At 72.5% G+C, this 18,171-nt stretch carries 16 protein-coding genes; 10 read left to right on the top strand and 6 right to left on the bottom strand.

Going from position 1 to position 18,171, the window contains the following annotated elements; all coding sequences use genetic code 11:
- Positions 1–747: 747 nt before the first annotated feature.
- Positions 748–1,647, top strand: coding sequence for a hypothetical protein (locus ACFVT2_RS25460; protein WP_390021621.1), 900 nt, complete (start codon positions 748–750; stop codon positions 1,645–1,647).
- A 318-nt stretch (positions 1,648–1,965) separates the two neighbouring features.
- Here ACFVT2_RS25460 and ACFVT2_RS25455 read toward each other — a convergent pair whose 3' ends face one another.
- Both ACFVT2_RS25455 and ACFVT2_RS25450 read right to left on the bottom strand, forming a co-directional pair.
- Positions 1,966–2,442 carry a hypothetical protein gene (locus ACFVT2_RS25455; protein WP_390021620.1) on the bottom strand — a complete coding sequence of 159 codons (477 nt, stop codon included), beginning with the start codon at positions 2,440–2,442 and terminating at the stop codon, positions 1,966–1,968.
- A gap of 10 nt (positions 2,443–2,452) precedes the next feature.
- Positions 2,453–3,181 (bottom strand): hypothetical protein, encoded by a 729-nt coding sequence (locus ACFVT2_RS25450; RefSeq protein WP_390021619.1) that lies wholly within the window; start codon positions 3,179–3,181, stop codon positions 2,453–2,455.
- Positions 3,182–3,474: 293 nt separating this feature from the next.
- On the opposite strand from ACFVT2_RS25450, the gene ACFVT2_RS25445 reads away from it, so the two are divergent.
- The 3 genes from ACFVT2_RS25445 to ACFVT2_RS25435 all read left to right on the top strand — a co-directional run bounded on the left by ACFVT2_RS25445 (position 3,475) and on the right by ACFVT2_RS25435 (position 7,297).
- Positions 3,475–4,206, top strand: a complete 732-nt coding sequence (locus ACFVT2_RS25445) for a Crp/Fnr family transcriptional regulator (RefSeq protein WP_390021618.1) — start codon at positions 3,475–3,477, stop codon at positions 4,204–4,206.
- A gap of 484 nt (positions 4,207–4,690) precedes the next feature.
- Complete coding sequence (locus ACFVT2_RS25440) at positions 4,691–6,988, top strand: ATP-binding protein (protein ID WP_390021616.1); 2,298 nt, start codon at positions 4,691–4,693, stop codon at positions 6,986–6,988.
- 48 nt (positions 6,989–7,036) lie between these two features.
- Positions 7,037–7,297: a hypothetical protein gene (locus ACFVT2_RS25435; RefSeq protein WP_390021614.1), complete on the top strand. Its 261-nt coding sequence runs from the start codon at positions 7,037–7,039 to the stop codon at positions 7,295–7,297.
- A gap of 69 nt (positions 7,298–7,366) precedes the next feature.
- On the opposite strand, the gene ACFVT2_RS25430 is transcribed toward ACFVT2_RS25435, so the two are convergent.
- Together ACFVT2_RS25430 and ACFVT2_RS25425 are read right to left on the bottom strand one after the other, a co-directional pair.
- A complete protein-coding gene (locus ACFVT2_RS25430) occupies positions 7,367–7,639 on the bottom strand; it encodes a hypothetical protein (protein WP_390021613.1) in 273 nt (90 codons plus the stop codon).
- A 126-nt stretch (positions 7,640–7,765) separates the two neighbouring features.
- Positions 7,766–9,400, bottom strand: coding sequence for an AMP-binding protein (locus tag ACFVT2_RS25425; RefSeq protein WP_390021611.1), 1,635 nt, complete (start codon positions 9,398–9,400; stop codon positions 7,766–7,768).
- A 324-nt stretch (positions 9,401–9,724) separates the two neighbouring features.
- On the opposite strand from ACFVT2_RS25425, the gene ACFVT2_RS25420 reads away from it, so the two are divergent.
- The 6 genes from ACFVT2_RS25420 (at position 9,725) to ACFVT2_RS25395 (ending at position 16,279) form a co-directional block, all read left to right on the top strand.
- Positions 9,725–11,194 carry a hypothetical protein gene (locus tag ACFVT2_RS25420; protein WP_390021609.1) on the top strand — a complete coding sequence of 490 codons (1,470 nt, stop codon included), beginning with the start codon at positions 9,725–9,727 and terminating at the stop codon, positions 11,192–11,194.
- Positions 11,191–12,336: a hypothetical protein gene (locus ACFVT2_RS25415; RefSeq protein ID WP_390021607.1), complete on the top strand. Its 1,146-nt coding sequence runs from the start codon at positions 11,191–11,193 to the stop codon at positions 12,334–12,336. Before ACFVT2_RS25420 ends, ACFVT2_RS25415 begins: the two co-directional genes overlap by 4 nt.
- Before the next feature lie 173 nt (positions 12,337–12,509).
- Positions 12,510–13,532, top strand: coding sequence for a glutamine synthetase (gene glnII, locus ACFVT2_RS25410; RefSeq protein WP_390021606.1), 1,023 nt, complete (start codon positions 12,510–12,512; stop codon positions 13,530–13,532).
- 141 nt (positions 13,533–13,673) lie between these two features.
- Positions 13,674–14,579 (top strand): DUF6891 domain-containing protein, encoded by a 906-nt coding sequence (locus ACFVT2_RS25405; RefSeq protein WP_390021604.1) that lies wholly within the window; start codon positions 13,674–13,676, stop codon positions 14,577–14,579.
- A gap of 26 nt (positions 14,580–14,605) precedes the next feature.
- Positions 14,606–15,418 (top strand): rhomboid-like protein, encoded by an 813-nt coding sequence (locus ACFVT2_RS25400; protein ID WP_390021602.1) that lies wholly within the window; start codon positions 14,606–14,608, stop codon positions 15,416–15,418.
- Positions 15,419–15,664: 246 nt separating this feature from the next.
- Complete coding sequence (locus ACFVT2_RS25395) at positions 15,665–16,279, top strand: winged helix-turn-helix domain-containing protein (RefSeq protein WP_390021600.1); 615 nt, start codon at positions 15,665–15,667, stop codon at positions 16,277–16,279.
- Here ACFVT2_RS25395 and ACFVT2_RS25390 read toward each other — a convergent pair.
- Both ACFVT2_RS25390 and ACFVT2_RS25385 read right to left on the bottom strand, forming a co-directional pair.
- Complete coding sequence (locus ACFVT2_RS25390) at positions 16,255–17,208, bottom strand: lysophospholipid acyltransferase family protein (RefSeq protein ID WP_390021598.1); 954 nt, start codon at positions 17,206–17,208, stop codon at positions 16,255–16,257. The two genes, ACFVT2_RS25395 and ACFVT2_RS25390, sit on opposite strands and share 25 nt — an antisense overlap.
- Positions 17,205–18,113 (bottom strand): GNAT family N-acetyltransferase, encoded by a 909-nt coding sequence (locus ACFVT2_RS25385; protein WP_390021597.1) that lies wholly within the window; start codon positions 18,111–18,113, stop codon positions 17,205–17,207. The genes ACFVT2_RS25390 and ACFVT2_RS25385 overlap by 4 nt, the downstream gene beginning before the upstream one ends.
- Positions 18,114–18,171: the final 58 nt, after the last annotated feature.

Below are 18,171 nucleotides of genomic sequence, written 5' to 3'. Positions count from 1 at the left end.
GGGCCCAGGCCCGGTCAGCGCTTCTTGGTCTTCCTCTTCTGCCTCGCCGTCCACTCACCTCGGTGGAGCTGGCAGCGGGAGTAGCCGATCATCGCTGGCTTCTGACACGGCTTGCCTGTCGTGGTCTTGGTCGATCCGCACTTGACTTGCTTGGCCATGTGCCCTCCCGCCCCTTCGGTGCACTGGGCACATGGTCACGGGCAAGCAAGACCGGCGTCCTGTGACCCACGCATTTCGGCTGATTCGAAGTCCTGAAGGGCTGGATGACAGCACCCAGGCACACGGGAAGCAGGCGTACGGCGAGAGACGGCCTCGCACGAGCGCGAGGCCGTCTTATGGTTGTTCTCAGTCAACGTTGGTCGTGTAAAGCCTCCAGGCTGGGTAGCGACGAGCGCTGCCTTGCTCGCCGCCGTCCAGAAGCTTCCTACGATGCGACTTCAGCCGTAGGTGGTGTGCCGGATCGCCGGTCTCCTCCGGTCCCGGATCGAAGAGCACGGCACTGTGCGTGGTGCCGTCGGCATCCCGCACCATTGCGTCAGCCGGGCGCCCGTTGACGTTCTCGCCAAGGGTTTGTTGCTGTAGTTTGGGCGCAGCGCCGCTGCGGCAGCGTGTCTCGCTGCATCCGGTCCCGGCGCCGGAGCGAGCAGTGGGCTCTTGAGAGTCACCCGCAGTTGGTAGTTAGTACGCATCAGGACATCCGATCTGTCTCTCCTGTCGTCGCCGGGCGGCAAGTGGAAGGGGCAAGGTATGTCCAAGTCGCGCAATGCCAACACTCTGGCGAAGAAATTTGTTCGCCGGACGCCGCTCAAACAGGCGACTGCTTCAAGACTGGCGAAGCAGGTCCATGTCTACCTCGGGTCCTCGGTCGTAGATTCCCCCGACCCACGCCAGCGCTGTCTGGAAGCACACATTGCCCACGTGTTGGCCAGCGGCTTCAAGGATCGTCAGCTCAATGGTGCTCTTCTTGGTGTGCGAGAAGCAGAGCCGGAGGGTCAGAGCGTGAAGCTGGCCCTGGAGTCCGACATGGCGGACGAGGTTCTACGTGAACTCCTCCCGCGGTTCGACCACTACTACGGTGGCGTGCGCGGGGTCGCCGGCCTGCGCGTTCGGGGCAACGAAAGGGAGTTGAACCTCCATGACGCGGCCAGCTCGGCTCACGTCACCGTAACGCGTGCGGATGGTGGCCCCATCCGTCTGCCTTCCGCGCGCGACGGCGAGGTGCTTCTCTGGAAACGAGTTCCCGGTGGCCTCTCTCGCGACGAAAGGCAGGAGGCTGAGGAGTGGACAGTCTCGCGAGGGATCGAGGACCTGCGGGTGCGGGATTTGCTGCTGAGTCGAATTCTGCGCCTCCCAGGGTTGGTCAACAGGGCTGCAGAGCCACACGGATTCGCCAACTGCTACACACATCACGCCGGTGATCTCGTGATCGAGTGGTGCTGCGGCGACACCGTTGAAGCGCTCTGTGCGGTTCTCTTGGCCCACGGCTTCGCTGACGACGTGCCCCGGGCGAAGGCGATCGAGTTGATCTCACGGCACTCTGCTCATCTCGGCGATCGCACTGTGATCTTGAATCGCCACGGGTCATGTCTGTACGGCCGCAGTGCTGAGGATGTCGTGGAGTCCATCAAGGAGGGTTACGAGTCATGACCCTGTCCGGGATGGCGCTCGTAGTACCGGCGTGCATGGTCCTGGGAGTCGTCGCACGCTACGTACGGGATCTGGCGGTGCTTCGCCGCCTGGAACGACTTCTAGCGGGCTGTGACCAAGGGCAACGAGTTGAGGTCTGCCGGATCCTCGCTGCCTCATTGCACACGGCTGGGAGAGCAGAGCCGCGGGACGAGCTACCTCCCAGCGAGCCAGCGGCGCGGTGAGGTGTCTGGCCTCCGGGATGCGGAGGATTCCGCCGTGCCGCTGTGTGGGGTGTGTTGGCTCGCGGAGGGCTCGGGGGCGGTCGCGTGGTGGGATTCACGTGGGTGGGATCTCTGCGGGGACCGGGCCTCCTGGGGCTTGTGGGGGTGCGGACGGGGCGGGCTTGTGTACGTGCAGGTTGCCGCCCTGGACCGCGAAGACGTTGCCGGAGTCGTGGGCGGTGTTGGTCTGGGCGCGGACGGATGCCGGGCGAGCGTCCGGTAGGGCGGCGCCGACCTCGGCGGCCAGGTGGGCGAGGGGCTCGCGGCAGGAAGGGTCCCTGCGCAGCAGGGCCGCCAGTTCCAGGACCCAGTAGCCGAACAGCGCCTGCCGGACGTCGTCCGGGAGGGCGGCCTCGCGCACGAGGGCGGCGTTGCCGTCGAGTTGGGCCTCGATCGCGGGCCGGCGATTTCGGTCGGCCCGGTGGAAGAGCCTGAGGACGGCGTCCCTTGTGCCCTGCCACAGGTCTGTGGCCATTGCCGTGACCACTGCCGCGGCTCCCGCTTCGGCCAGCGTGGTCAGCTCGTCGTTCACAAGCGCTCCTTCACGGCTTTCCGGTGATGTGGATGTTCTGCGTACCGTGCTGTGTCGCGTAGACGACGCCGTTTCCCGATGCGTTGTTCACCATCTTCGGTCGGCCGTCAGCCTGTTCGCTGTCCGCGCGGTCCTGGGTGGGTGCCGGCGGCACGGCCGTGCCGCCGGGCAGGTGGAGCCAGGCGTGCGCGGTGTATTCCTTCTCGGTGAACGTGACGTTGCGGAAGGCGTCCGGATCGACTCCGGGATAGCCGTGCCGCACCGTCTCGTCGTAGAAGTGCGGTGAGACGAGGAGCGCGGCGGTCACGGTTTCCGGGGCCTGTGCCAGGGCGGTCCGCACCGGTGCCGCGTCGAGCAGCCGGGCCAGGACCTCCAGGGGGTGGCCGGTGACCTCGCCTGCCGGACCGAGGCGGACGTCACCGGCGTGCAGCGCGATCCGTACCCGGATCCGTGTCAGCGGTCCCGCCGTGCGGTTGTGCGCGCGGAGCCGGACCGAGAGCTCGTGCACCAGGGGGTGGATCAGCGCGCTCTTCTGCCCACCGGGCGGCAGGGTGACCCGCATGCCGTCGCCGAGGTCGTCGCGCAGGCACGCCTCCCAGTCGAACCCGCTCTGCTCGAACGACGACCTGAGTGCCGTCGACAGTACGTCGCGGATCTGCCAGAACGCGACGTTTCCGCGTCCGGCCGAGTGCTCGATGTCCACGGCCAACAAGGCCCGGTACTCCACCTCTTGCGCCATGCGCTCCTCCTGGGGCAGGTAGCCGTCGGAGCCAAGTGTCCGGCTGCGTCCGACGCGGCGGTACCCCTCGCTGCCTCATGCCACTCTGGCCCGGATGAGGGGCGGACATCCCGTCGCAATACGGGATGTCCGTATGGGAGGTGTCCGGTGCGGGTGCCTGATACGGGTTGTTCGACGGGGGTGTCGGTCCGGAGGGGCGGGGCGTGTGTCGGCGGGGACGGCGTCGTCGGTGTGCTGGAGGCGCACAATGGCGCCGGTGGTACACCTTCGGCGTTGGTGGGGGCGGAGCATCCATGGTCAACAGGGAGACCGGCCGAGGAACCGGTGGTCGGAGGCCGCGGGACGAGTGGGCCTGGCCGGCGTCCGGCCTGCTCGGTGGCCTCGTCCGGGGAGAGCGGGAGCGGCTGCTCGCCCTCGGCGCCCAAGTGCGGTACGAGGCCGACCGCGTGCTCATGCGGGAGTCGGAGCAGGCCGGTTTCGTGGTGATCCTGCTCGACGGTGTGGTCAAGGCGACCGGACGTACCCACGACGGCCGGGATGCCCTGCTGGCCGTCCGGATGGGCGGGGATCTGGTCGGTGAACTCGCCGTGATGGACGGCGGGTTGCGCTCCGCGACGGTCACCACCTGCGGGCCCGTTGCCGCCCGGATCGTCACCCGTGGCGACTTCCTCGACTGCCTGCGACGGCATCCCGGGATCGCCCACGCGGTCAACGCCTCCATCGTCACCAAACTTCGCGCCGCCAACAGCCATCGCATCGACTTCACCGGGTGCGACGCCTCCACCAGGTTGGCCCGGGTGCTCCATCAGATCGCGATGGCCTACGGGGAGCGGGCCGGCCAAGGGGCCGTGATCCGCTGGCCGATCACGCAACCGGAACTGGCCACGCTGTCCGGCGCGGCAGAGCCCACCGTGCACAAGGCGCTGCGCAGACTTCGCGAGACCGGCGTGGTCTCCACGGGCTACCGGTCCATCAGAGTCGACGACCTCGCCCTCTTGAGCAGCCTCGCCTTCGATCAAGACTGAGGGGGGAGGGGGAGAGGGAGGGGGGACGACCGTCGGTTGTGGCCCGGGCCCGGTGGTGCGGGCGCGCGACGGTGGAGCAATTGAGCAGAAACCGTCGTGTGACGGTTTTGCCGCCGGGGACGGCCCTTAGCGTGGCGCTGGGAGGCCGACGGCCGGTAGCGGGTGCGCGGATGGGACTCGCGCGGCGCCGCCCTTCCCTCGCGGAACAGGTGTCGGTAGTGGCGCACTCGCCATGGCGAGCCGTCAGGGGGCGGTCGCACTCCTCGCGACCGGGAGAGGCGGAGTGGTGATCGAAGAGCCCGACAAATCCGGTGAGTGCAGTGAGTCCAGTGAAACTGGTGAGGCCGGTGACACGGCGGCCGGTCCGGGTGCGGATACTCCGGGCGTAGGCGGTCCGGGGACAGGCGGTCCGGGTGCAGACGGCCCCGACGGAAACGCACGCGCCGCGTACCGGATCGGTATCGGCGGGAACGCGGCAGGGCCGGTGATCGCGGGCAACCACAACGTGGTGGTCGATGCGCAGCACGGCTCGACCGTGACCCTGCTCGTGGAACAGGAACGCCCGCGACCGGTGCGGCGGGACCGGGTCGCGCTGCTGCCGCGGCGCCAGCACGACCTCGTGGGCCGGGACGCCGACGTCGCCGCGCTGGCCGGCGCCGTCCGAACCGGCGGTCCGGTGCAGCTGTTCGGGCCGCCGGGGGTGGGCAAGAGCACGCTCCTGCGGCATGCGGCACGCCACCTGGCGCCGGGACCGGACGGGGTGCTGTTCCTGACCGCGGCGCATCGGGAGGTCGGCGACCTGGCCCAGGAGCTGTTCGAAGCCTGTTACGAGGCCGCAGGGTACGCGCCGTCGACCGCCGAGCTGCGGCGGCTGATGACCGGCGTGCGGGTGACCGTGTATGTCGACAGTGCCGACCTGACCTCCGAGCAGCTGACGGAACTGGCCGACTCGGCCCCCGATGCCACCTTCGTCGTCGCCAGCCGCGAGAGGTCGTTGCTGGGCGACGGCACGACACTGGAGATCAAGGGCCTGGGCCGTGCGGCGGGACTGGATCTGCTGACCCGGGAGCTTCAACGCCCCTTGCTGGAGAGTGAAATCGATGTCGCCGGCGACCTGTGGCGCACCGCGCTCGGCCGGCCCCTGCTGCTGTTGCGGGCCGCCGGGCTCGCCCGGTTCGACCCCTCGGGGGAAGCGGCACTGCCCAGGCCCGGCGCGATCGCGGACCTGCTGCCGCTGTTGTTCGACCAGCTCGACACGGCGGCGATGAACACCCTGCATCTCTTCGCGACGCTGGGCGACGCCGAGTTGGACCCGACCCACGTCGGTGCCCTGACCGACGAACCGGGCCCGGCCGCACTGTGCGGTCGGCTGGCCGACCTCGGCCTGGTCATGCCCACGGAGCTCGGGTACCGCTGTGCGCCGGATGCCGTCGAGGCCCTGCGTCAGCGGCTCCCCAAGCCCTTCCCCGCCGACCGGCTGTGCGGATACTTCGCCCGGTGGGCGACGCAGTCGACGACGACTCCCGACCAAGTCGCCGCCCACGGCCGGGCGTTGGAGGCGGCGGTGGAGCTGGCCGAACTCACCGGCCGGCCGGACCTCGCAGTGAAGGTCGCGAGGGCCGCTTCGCCCACGTTGGCCCGCTCCCTGCGGTTCGGCGTGTGGGGCCGACTGCTCGGCCGTGGCTGGGTCGCCGCCAACCATGCGGGCGACAAGAACGCCATGGCGTATTTCACCCACGAGGAAGGCATCCGCTCCCTGCTGACCGGCCGGCGCGTCATCTCCGCGGTCCTGTTGGCCGAGGCGGTGCTGTTGTGGCGGGAGTTGGGCGACACCCACGGCGCGAACGCCGCGGTGCACGCTCAGCAGTACGCACCGCCGCCGGCGCATCCTGCCGGGCCTCCCGCACCGCACGACGCCGGAGGGCACGCCGCGACCGGGCATGGGACGGCCGGGCACGGCGGGGCCGGACACGGCGCGGGGAGCCACGCGGCGGGGAGCCATACGGCGGCCGGGCAGGGCGGTGGCAGTGGAGGCACTCACGCCGCGGCCGGGCAGAGTGGAGGTACCCACGCCGCGGCCGGGCACGGTGGGGGTACCCATGTCGTAGCCGGGCACGGTGGGACCGCAACGAGTCATGCCGCGGTGGGACACGGTGCGACAGCCCACCCGGCGGCGGCGCATATGGCAGCGCTCGGGAAGAGCGCCGCTCCGCATGTGGTGCACGGCCTGGGGCACGGCGTGGGGCACGCCGGCAGCATCGCCGCCGGAACCGCGGGAGCCACGGGAGCCGCCGGAGCCACCGGAACCGCCTCCATCGGCACCGCGGTCGCCGTGGGCACCAAGGGGGTCTCGTTGCTCAGCGTGATCCTTGCCGTGACCGCCGCCGTCACCGCCGCCGTCATCGGGGGAATCGCGTTCCTGAGCCCCGCGCGGGGGGCCGCCGACCTGGCGGGAAACTGGCGGGACGGCCAGGGCAACGAGTTCAGTATCGTCGCGTCGGGATCCGACTCGTACATGTTCCGGGTGCGCCCGCCCTGCGCTGGTAGCACCGCCGGAGAAGACGCACAGGTCACCGGCAGCGACGGCACCTACAGCGGCTCGGTGCCCCTATTCGACGAGAACAGCAGCGGCTGCAGCTCGGTCCTCGCCCATACCGGCATCACGATCACCCTCGCTTCCGACGGCGCCAGTGCCGAGGCCGTGCAGACCCTGCCGTCAGGTCTGCACGGAGAGTGCCACAACTGCGGGACGCAAACGTGGACCCGCGTCTCCTCCCCCTGAACGACTACCTCCCCGATCAACGACGATCTCCCCGAAGGAGCTTGCGCCATGGCACCCGCAGCAGGCGACCGGTTCACGATCCGGATCGGCGGCGACGCCTCCGGTCCCGTCGTGGCCGGCCACGAGAATCACGTCGAGGTCCATCAAGACCCGCCCGACGCCCGGACCGGGAGCACGCCCGCCCAGGAGGAGCAGCCGCCCGGCCCGACCCAGACCAACACCGCGAAGGATCACGCGAGCGTCTTCACCGTCATGAACGGGGAGTTGCACATCCACCACGACGGCCCCACGGCGCCGGACCAACAGTGACCGTGCCTCGATGGCCGCCCGGGGCACTGAGCGCCCCGGGCGGCCATCGGGTGAACCGGGCGGTGACCGTCAGCAGTTGTCGTAGATCAAGGCGCGGACCAGGCGGCAGGTGGTGTCGGACGGGCGGTGGACGCCGATGGCGAGGGCGGTGGTGCGGATCGTGGTGTTGGTCGCGTGCTCGGGGCGGTAGACGCCGGTGTCGAGGAGGGCTATGGCCAGGCGCATGGCCTTCAGGCGGCGGTTGTGGGATTCGTACCGCTCGCGGGGCCAGCCGGCCGGGAGCGGTTTCTTGGGCAGCGGGTGGGCCGGGAGGGGTTTCGTCATGAGTGTGGCAGCAGCCATCCGGCGGACCTCCTGGAGCTTCGATGAACCCTCACTTACTGGTTCCCATTTTACCGCCGGGCACTGACAAAAGCCCCTGGCCAGGGGGGATTTGCCGGTGCGGGGGAGGAAGCGGGAGGGAGGGTTTTATGGGGTGGGTTCCGGGGCGGTTCGGGAGGTGGGGGCGGTGCGGGTGCGGAGGAGCTTCTTGTCGGGTTTGCCTACGGGGGTGAGGGGGATGGCGTCGAGGACGTGGACGGCGGTGGGGGCGTAGAGGGTGCCCTTGTGGGTGGTGATGAACGCGCGGAGGGCGGTGAGGGAGACCGCGTCGGCGGGGTGGCCGGGGGCGGGGACGACGGCGACGTGCACCTCCTCGGTCTCGTCGGGGGTGCGGACGCCGTAGACGGCTGCGTGGGCGACGGCGGGGTGGGTGTGGAGGAGGTCTTCGAGCTCGGCGGGGTGGACGTGGCCGCCGACGACGATGATCACGTCCTTGAGGCGGTCGACGAGGTAGAGGCGGCCGTCGGCGTCCAGGTAGCCGACGTCACCGGTGCGCACCCAGCCGTCGTGGAGGACCTGGGCGGTGAGGTCGGGGCGCTTCCAGTAGCCGCTCATCACGCCGGGCGAGTGGACGTGGATCTCGCCGCTCTCCCCCGGCGGCAGGTCGCGGCCCTCGGTGTCGCGGATGGCGACGGTGACCCCGGACATCGGGCGGCCGACGGTCATCGGGCCGTCGGTGCGGATGTCGGCGTGGTCGGCGGGACCGGCCTCGGTGATCGACAGCGCCTCGGACTGGCCGTACAAGCCGTAGAGGACCGGGCCGAGGACCTCGGCCGCCTGGCGCATCCGGGGCGCGGAGGCGGGACAGCCCCCGTAGGAGATGCGGGTGAGGGAGCTGAGGTCGGTGGTGGGGAGGGTGGGGTCGTCCAGGAGGCGGTAGAGGAGCGGCGGCAGCAGCCAGAGGTGGGTGATGCGTTCGTGGGCGACGGTGGCCAGGACGGCGGTGGGGTCGAAGTCCTGGTGGAGGACGACGCTGCCGCCGGCCACGAGGGTGGCGTCGGCCACGATGCCGGCCAGGTGGGCCAGTGAGGTGCAGGCCAGGAGGCGGGGCGGGTCGCCGGCGGCCTCCCAGGGGAAGCCGCCGAGCATCGCGGCCATCGGGCCGTGCGCCATCCGTACGCCCTTGGGGACACCGGTCGTGCCACCGGTGTGACGGATGCACCAGTCGTCTTCGGGGCGGGCCGCGCCGGTGACGGCCGGGGTGGCGGGGAGGGCGGCGCAGTCGGCCAGCAGGTCGGGGCCGAGGGGGGCGGCGCCGGCGGTGAGCGGGCCGAAGGTCATGACCCGGGGGTGGGGGCCGGTGAGTCCGTCGAGCAGGGCGCGGGCGGTGTCGTGCAGTTCGGGATCGACCAGGAGGACGGCGGTCTCCGCGCTCTCGGCCACCACGGACAGTGTTTCGGCGGCCATCCCGTCGTAGAGGAGCACCACCCGCGCGCCCAGGAGGCTGACGGCGTAGCGGGCGGCGAGCGCTTCGGGGCGGTTGCGGCTGAGGAGGGAGACGGTCCGGTCGCGGCCGACGCCGTGGGTGCGGAGGACGGCGGCCATGCGGTGGACGGTGGCGTGCAGGGCGCCGGCGGTGACCTCGTGGCCGTCGGCCGCGGTGACGGCGGGGCGGTCGGGGTCGCGGGCGAGGGCGGTGAGGACGAGGTCGACGTAGCTGGTGAAGGGCGTGGTGTCGGGGGATGCGGGAGGGGCGGGGGTGGTGGACTGGTGGGTGGTCATGGTGGGCTCCTTCGGGCGGGCGGTCTGGGACATCTCGGTTGGTTGTGACGTTAGGCGGGGTTGGTCATGTATTCCATGACCAAATGCGCCATGTGATCATGCAGTTGGCGTTATGAGGTGGCGCCCGGAGGGGGTAGCGGGTGGCGCAGTGACGGTGGGATTCCGCATGACCGTGCGGAGGTGCCGGTGCTAGGTTCCCGGGGCCGGCCGCGGGACTCCGGCGCGACTTCCGGACCTGCTCTGTCAAGCAACGATTCGCTGTTCGCGCCCCTATTCCCCGGCCGGTTTCCAGCAACGGGGAAGAGTCGGGTTCGGGGGGACGCCGTGGGGAGCCGGGAGACGCGGGCGGAGGCGCTGGCGGCCGAGGACGTGCTGCTGTTCGTGAATGCCGCGGTCACCGCCACCGGGCAGCGCGAGTTCCGGTCCGACGCGGCGGAGCAACGGATGTCGCTGGACTTCCTGCACGCCTACGTATGCGGCAACTACCGCCCCCTGTACGCCGCTTCGCTCGCACTGGACGTCAACGACCACAACGCGGCGCTGATCGTGCGCCGACTGCTGGAGACGGCCGGTGCGGCGACCCCGGAGGAGCGGCGCACCGAAGGGCGGCTGATCGCGGCCCGGTTGGCGCGGCTGCCGGCCCCTCGGGTGTACCGGCTGTTCCGGGCGCTGCGGGACGCCCGGGTGAACAACCGCCGGACCCGCGCGATCATGCGGGACTGGCTCGCCGCGCGCCCGGACCCGGCGCTGGACGCGGTGAAGTACCGCGCGGGGCTGGCGGGGGCGGCGCGTCACGCGCACCTGCCGCTGGCCGGTCTCGCCGGTGGTGAGCTGGGGGACTTCCTGTTCGCGCCGGGCCGGCGCGCGCACTACGGAACCCCACTGCTGGATGCCTGGCGGCGGGCGCACTACGAGCAGGCCGCGCTGTACGCACTGCCGTTCACGGTGGCCGAGGGGTTCGCCGCCCGGCACGGGATCGACCGCCGCGCCTTCCTGGAGCGGATCGCGCCCCGGATGACCCGACTGGAGCGGCTGCGGATCCAGGGGTCGGCGCGTACCCATCGGGCCAGTGTGGCGACCGATCTGGCCGCCCTGCCGCTGACCCGGTTGGCGTCGTACGTCCTCGGGCTCCCGTTGGACGACCGGGTCGCGCGCCGGGCCGAACTGACCGGTGCGCTGCGGGCGGCGGCCCGGCGCGCGGCGGGTGCGTGGGCGGGCACCTGGGGGCGGGTGACGGCCGTCCTGGACGACAGTTTCTCCGCGACGGGGTCGGGGCAGAAGCGGCAGCGCCCGCTGGCGGTCGCGCTGGCCTGTCACTTCTTGTTGGAAGCGCTGGCGGGGACATATCGCCCGCTGTGGACCTCGCGGCGGGCGGACGCGCTCCTGGTGTACCCGTACGGGGCGACGCCCCTGGGGACGCGGGTGCTGGACGCGCTGGAGACCGGGCCGGAGCGGCTGGTGATCGTCTCGGACGGCTGGGACAACGCGCCGCCCGGTCTGGCCGGCGAGGTGCTACGGGTGTGGCGGACCCGGCTCGACCCCCGGGGCGAGGTTGCGGTGCTGCACCTCAACCCGGTGTACGACGCGGCGGACTTCACCGTCCGGCGGCTGTCGGCCGCGGTGCCCACGGTGGGCGTGCGGCGCGCGGAGGACCTTCCGGCGCTGGCGCAGCTCGCGCGGTTCGCGGAGGGGCGCACCGGGCTGGCGGAGCTGCGGGCCCATCTGGAGGAGCGGGTGCGGCAGTTCCTGTGGGCGGCCCAGGCCGCGGCGGGTACGAGGGGCGGTGCGGGGTGAGCAGGCTGGATCTGGGTGGGCTGCGGGCCCGTCCGGCGCAGGTGTGGGGTGCGGTCCGGCTGGTTCCGCTGGTGCGTGACGTGCCGGTCGAGGACCTGCGGCTGCACCGGGAGGTGTACGGGGGCGGGGGGCCGGCCACGGTGGCGGCGGACCGGGGTGCCGCGTACACCTCGTACATTCCGCATGGTTTCGTGGCGAACTGGACGGCCGATGGGTCGCCGGCGGCCTCGTACGGCGCGCAGCTGAGCGACGGGAGCCGCCCGGTGGCCTGCGCGCCGCTGCACTTCCCGCGCAAGCTGGTGCAGCGGCAGCAGCAGCGCGGTCGGCGACCGGCGCGCGACGGGGCCGGCCCGGCGGGGCTGCGGTTCCTGCCGCTCCACCTGGCGCTCGACGGCTATCTGGCGCTGCACTTCGGCGGCCCGTCCGTGGTGTGGGAGGAGTGGACCCACCGGGCGGTGCGGGCGGGACTGTCACCGCGTGCGGAGACGGCGTACCGCGGCGAGGAGGTGGCCGGACTGGCCGATGCGCTGCGGATCTTCGAGATCCACCCGGGTCAGTGCGGGGTGCTGGTGTACGTGGCGGACGCGCTGGCCACCGCGTTCGTGGTGCCGCACCCGGACGACTACCGGGCGCTGCACCCGTCGCTGCTGCACCACCTCTATGGCGAGCTGATGTACCAGTACGCGTTGTACGGCGGGCCGGTGCCGGAGTTCTCGGCCCGGATCGGCGGGGAGTACGTCACCTCGCTCGGGGAGCTGCGGGCGGCGGCCGAGCGGGCCCGGCAGGAGTGGGAGGCGCAGCACGCCGAGTTGATGGCCGGGGAGCTGCTCGACGCGTCGTACGACGTGCGGCAGGTGTACCGGATGGGTCGGTTCCGGCTGTCCCGGTTCCTGCCGCCGTTCGCGCTGCACCGTCCGCAGCACATCGGCGAGGTCATCACGGACAAACGGGGTGAGGTGGCGTATCTCATGACGTTCCGGCTCTCCGACAAGCAGGTGCGGCGCGGCCACGTGCTGCACCAGCTCGCCGCCCACGCATGGCACGTCGGCGACACCGCGGCCACCCTGGGCATCGACGCCGCGGAACTGATGCGCCGGGTCCGACACTTGGGGTTCGAGGGGTTGCTGCGGGAGCACGGCTGAGCGCCACACAACGGAATGCTAGGCGTTTTGCGCCGAATCGTCGCAGAATCAGAGGATGTCCGACTGGGTAACCTGCGGTTCACATACGGGCAACGGACGGGAAACGGCCTGTTGCAAGAGTGCTCCAGTACGCCCGCACGCGTACCCGCACCGACCCGTATAAGAGGACCCCCGTGACCATCAAGGCCGAGTACATCTGGATCGACGGCACCCAGCCGACCGCCAAGCTCCGTTCCAAGACCAGGATCCTGACGGACGCGAGCTCGCTGCCGCGCTGGGGCTTCGACGGATCCAGCACCAACCAGGCGGAAGGCCACTCCTCGGACCTCGTGCTCGACCCGGTGTTCAGCTGCCCGGACCCGATCCGCGGCGGCGACCACCTGCTGGTGCTGTGCGAGGTGCTCAACACCGACCTCACGCCGCACTCCTCCAACACCCGGGCCCTGCTGCGCCCCGTGGCGGACCGCTTCGCCGGGCAGGAGCCGATCTTCGGCATCGAGCAGGAGTACACCTTCCTCAAGGGCGACCGCCCGCTGGGCTTCCCCGAGGGCGGCGGCTTCCCCGCTCCGCAGGGTGGCTACTACTGCGGGGTCGGCGCCGGCGAGATCTTCGGCCGGGAGATCGTCGAGCAGCACCTCGACCGCTGCCTGGCGGCCGGCCTCGGCCTGTCCGGCATCAACGCCGAGGTGATGCCCGGCCAGTGGGAGTTCCAGGTGGGCGCGCTGGCGCCGCTGGTGGTCTCCGACCACATGTGGGTGGCGCGCTGGCTGCTGCGCCGCACGGCGGAGGAGTACGACGTCACCGCCTCCCTGGACGCCAAGCCGGCCCAGGGCGACTGGAACGGCGCGGGCGCGCACACCAACTTCTCCACCCGCTCGATGCGCGAGGGCTACGACCCGATCATCACCGCCTGTGAGGCGCTGGGCGAGGGTGACAAGCCCCTGGAGCACGTCCGCCAGTACGGCACCGGCATCGAGGAGCGGCTGACCGGCGCCCACGAGACCGCGCCCTGGCACCAGTACTCCTACGGGGCCTCCGACCGCGGCGCCTCGGTGCGCATCCCCTGGCAGGTCGAGGTCGAGAAGAAGGGCTACATCGAGGACCGGCGGCCGAACGCCAACGTGGACCCGTACGTGGTGACGCGGCTGATCGTGGAAACCTGCTGCACGGAGCTGGAGCGGCGCGCGCAGGTGTGACCCACCGCCCGCCGGAGCGCGGGGCCGAACGGGGCCGGACCGGCGGGTCCGGCCCCTTCCGCATGCCCGGACAGCACCGGCGGGCGGCCACGGACCGCACGGCCGGGGCCGGTTGTCAGTGCCGGATGGCACGCTGGACCCATGCTTGCGATCACCGTCACGACCGAGTCCGGACCGGCCCTCGCCCGCCCGTCCGCGGACGAACTGGCCGCGCTGCTGCGGCGGCTCGGCGCCGACGGCGACCACTTCGCCGTCGTCGAGCGGATCCCCGGCGCGGACCACGTCTTCCTCCAGACCTGGCGGGAGGGCGACGGACCGTTCGCCGTGGAGTACCGCGACGGCGGACCGGACCGGCACTTCCGGGCCGAATGCGCCGACGCCGACGCGGTCACCGACGTCTTCCTCGCCTGGGCGCGCGGCCCGGAGTCCTGGCGGACCGCGCTCGACTGGCGGCCGGCGGACCTGTACGCCACGCCCGGGCTGGATCCGGCGACCCGCGCGGCGGCCGAGCGGCAGGCCCGCACGGACATCCGGTCCGGCTTCCGGACGTCCGAGGAGGTCGCGCAGGGGGTGTGCGACGCCTTCGACCCCGACGGGACCCCGGTCACGTTGGAGGAGGCGCGGCGGATCGTGGCGGGCCTGTGGGAGGAGCGGCTCGCCGAGCAGGCGCAGTGGCCCCGGGAGACGGACCCGGACCGGGTGGCGCGGGCGTTCGGCGCGCTGACCGCGCAGGGGCTCACGGCCCGGATGAACTTCACCTGTTGCAGCGGCTGCGGACTGGCCGAGATAGGCGCCGAACGAGCCGACGGCGACCGGGGCTTCGCCTTCTTCCACTACCAGGACACCGCGGCCGCGGCGGACGGGTACGGCCTCTCGGTGCGCTACGGCGCGTACGCGGACTCCGGGGCGGAGGGCGCCGCGGTCGGGCGGACGGTGGCGGCCGCGCTGACCGACGCCGGCCTGGCGGTGGAGTGGAACGGCGACCCGGCGAAGGTCATCGAGGTCACCCCGCTCCAGTGGCGCAAGCGGCTGCCGGCCGGGGTGTGAGGCGACGACGAGGAGGGGGCACGGGGATGTACGGAACCAAAGGCGGACACCGGGTGCGGAGCGGGCCGTGGCGCGGATTGCCGCCCTGGGTGACGCCGTTGTACGTGGGGGCGCTGCACCTCGGGGCGTGTGCCACCGCCCGGCTGCCGGGGCCGCGCCGCACCGAGCTGCTCCGGGCGCACTCCACCAATGTGGCCAATCTGCGCGCCGGCCGGTGGAGCACGCTGGCCACCAGCGCGGCCCTCGTGGAGGAGCCGCTGCCGGCGGCGTACGGGGCCGCGCTGCTGGCGACGCTCGGGACGGCCGAGGCGCGGTGGGGCGCCGGGCGCGCGGCAGCGGTGTTCGCGGCCGGGCACCTCGGCGCCAGCCTGCTGGTCCACGCCGGTCTGCGGGCGCGCCCGGGGGCCCGACGGGCCGCCACCCCACCGCAGATATCCGAGGCGCCCGGCGGGACCGGCGGCACCGCGCACGCCATCGACGTCGGGGCGAGCTACGGCTTCTACGCCACCCTCGGCGCGCTGGCCGCGTCGCTGCCGCACCGGGGCGCGCGGGCGGCGGCGACCGGCGGGCTGCTGGCGCTGGGCGCGATGCCGGTGGTCCGCCGCGGCCGGACGTTCACCGACGCCGGACATCTGACGGCGCTGGTGCTCGGAGTGGCCATGGGGGCCGCCGGGATACCCGTCCGAGGGCGAATTCCGGCCACCGGACGGAGCGCCGCCGGACCGGTCCGGTCCACAACTCCGGTACGGGCACGGGCAGTCGGGGCCGGCCCGTCACCGGCGCAGCGGACCGTGGGGCCGGCGCGCGGCGGGATCGCGTCACCACGGGGGGCGGTGTGAAAGACAGATCTATGACTGTCTGGTTCAATAGGGCCATGGCCAGCCTTACTGATACCGCGACGGGTCGCAGCGACCTTGAGCCTTTCTGGCCGTCCCGGCAGGCGCACGCTTTCGACCGTCTGTGTTGCCGCGCGCACTGAGCGCGGGCCCGCACCTCCCTCTCCGACACCGCTGACCGGTGTCCCCAGCCCTGCCCGCGCGCATGACGTCCCCCGACGATCCCCTGCGCGAAAGAGCTGACGTTCGATGACCAATCTCCGTACCGTTCCTGCCGGTTCCGCCACGGCCGCCGTTCCGCATCCGCTCCACCGCCACCGGCTGCGCGCCGTCGCACCCGACGAAGCCCTCCCCTCACCCGCCACCGCCCCCGTTGGCGGTGCTCCGCGCCACAGTGCCCAGCTGGTCGCCGAGTTGCTGCACTCCGGTGCGACCTGGCTCCCCGCGCCGCAGCACAGCCTGCCCGCCCTGCCCGGGCAGCCGCCGATGGTCGGCTACCTCGTCCTGGTGCCGGCCGAGCAGGCCCCCGCCGCGCCCCAGCCGCCCGCCGGGCCCGCCGCGGAGGCGCGGACCGGCGACCAGACCGTCCGGATCGACCCCGAGCAGCGGACCGTGCACGTCCAGGGCCGGCAGTTGGACCTGACGTACCTCGAATTCGAGCTGCTGGCCCATCTGGTCGCGCATCCGCACCGGGTGCACACCCGGGACCAGTTGGTGACCACGGTGTGGGGCTACGGACACGTCGGCGACGGCCGCACGGTCGACGTCCACGTCGCCCGGCTGCGGCGGAAGCTGGGCGTCGAGTACCGCGGATCGATCGTCACCGTCCGCCGGGTCGGCTACAAGTACGTGCCGAGCGCCTGACCCGTCCGGTCGGGCACCTGGCCGGTCCGGTCGGGCACCTGGCCGGTCCGGTCGGGCACCTGGCCGGTCCGGTCGGGCACCTGGCCGGCGTCGAGCGCCGCTCGGCCGCCGCCGAGCACCACCCGCTCGGCGGCGGCCGTCAGGGCGCGGCGGTCCAGGCCGCGGCCGGCCGTCGGCAGCGCCGGATGGACGGTGAACCGTACGGTCAGCCCGCGGGCGGCGATCACCCGGCGCAGGGACGCGGCGAAGGTGTCGGCGCCGCAGAAGGCGGCCACCGTGGTGGGGCGGCCCTGCTGCGCGTAGTCGACGGTGACCGGGCGGACGGGGGCGCCCGCGTCCAGTGCGGCCTGGAAGGTGGCCCGGCGGAAGCCGCCCTGGTCGGCGGTGCACCAGGTGGTGGCCTGGGGGAAGACCGCCACCGAACGGCCGGCGAGCAGGAGCGCGGACAGCTCCCTTACGGTGCGCGGGAGTTGGCGGGGGCTGGTGCGGTCGATGAAGTGCGTACCCGCGCGGCGGGCCAGGCCGCCGACCAGCGGCCAGTGGCCGACCTCGCGCTTGGCGAGCAGGACGGCGGGTTCGACGGCGAGCAGGGCGACGATGTCCAGCCACGAGACGTGGTTGAGGACGATCAGGGTGCCCGGGACGCGGGCCGTGCCGGGGGCGCGCTCCTCCGGCCCGGGAACCGACAGCCGGCCCGTCGCGCCCGCCCCGCGGACCTCCAGCCCGACCGCCAGCGCCGCCAGCAACGCCCGGGCGTGCGCCCCGAGCCGTACCGGGTCCGCCAGGTGCGGGCCGGCCGCCAGGGCACGTCCCACCGCGCCGGTGAACGCGGCGGCGCGGCGGGCTGTTCCGGGGAGCGGGACGGGCCGGGCGGTGTGCGCGGCGCAGTGCGGGGTGCAGACCGCGCTGACGTCGAAGGGGCCGTTCACCGCTCCCCCAGGAAGAAGCGGCGGTAGCGGTCGCCGAGCTGCTCGATGTCCAGGACGGTGAAGAAGTCGGCGACCCCGAAGTCCGGGTCGTGGGCGGGCGCGCCGCATATCCAGGCGCCGATGCGGAGGTAGCCGCGCAGCAGCGGGGGCAGTTGGGCGAGGGCGGGGCGCTCGGGCAGCGGCGCGGTGGGGTGCCAGGGGCGGCGCGGGGCGACCAGGAACGCGGGCGGCGCGGTGTAGCGGGTGCGGGCCAGCGCCCAGGCGTGGGCGGCGGCGGTGCCCCCGTCGGCGAGCGGTACGGAGGCGCAACCGGCGAGGTAGCGGTGGCCGGAGAGCAGGGTGTAGCGGGCCAGGGCCGCCCACATCCGGTTGATGACGGCGCCGTTGCGGTGGTCGGGGTGGACGCAGGAGCGGCCGGCCTCGATGAGGGCGGGGCGCACCGCGTCGAGGGCGGTGAGGTCGAACTCACCGTCGGAGTAGAGGCGTTGGCTACGGCCCGGGGGCAGCAGACGGTAGGTGCCGACGACGGCGCCGGTGGCGGTGTGGATGACGACGAGGTGGTCGGCGAGGTCGTCGACCGGGTCGATGTCGTGGCCGGGGAGCGAGCTGTCGAGGGTGGCGCCCAGCTCGTCTCCGAAGACCTGGTGGCGCAGCCGCTGGGCGGCCCGGACCAGGGCGGGGGTGTCGGCGATCAGTGCGGTGTAGTCGGGGGCGGCGGCCGGGGCGGCGGGCTGTGCGGCGGCGGCCGCTCCGGTGATCGGGGCCTCCCCTGCGCATGGGGGCCCACCCGCTCGAACGGAGTTGGGAGTGGGGGAGGAGTTGAGAGCTTGGGGAACGGTGCTTGCACCGGGGGCGTGGGTGTCCGGGGTGCCCGCTCCGCGGGTCGTGGTGGGTGCCGTGCTCATCAGAGCCTCCGTAGGTGGTGCTGGGTACACCCCCTCAGGGGTGCGCAACCCAATGACC

It is taken from the genome of Streptomyces sp. NPDC058000 (genome assembly GCF_042886435.1).
Classification (GTDB): Bacteria; Actinomycetota; Actinomycetes; order Streptomycetales; family Streptomycetaceae; genus Streptomyces.
The sequence above is the reverse complement of the archived record's forward strand: the minus strand, read 5'-3'. Positions and strand labels throughout refer to the sequence as shown.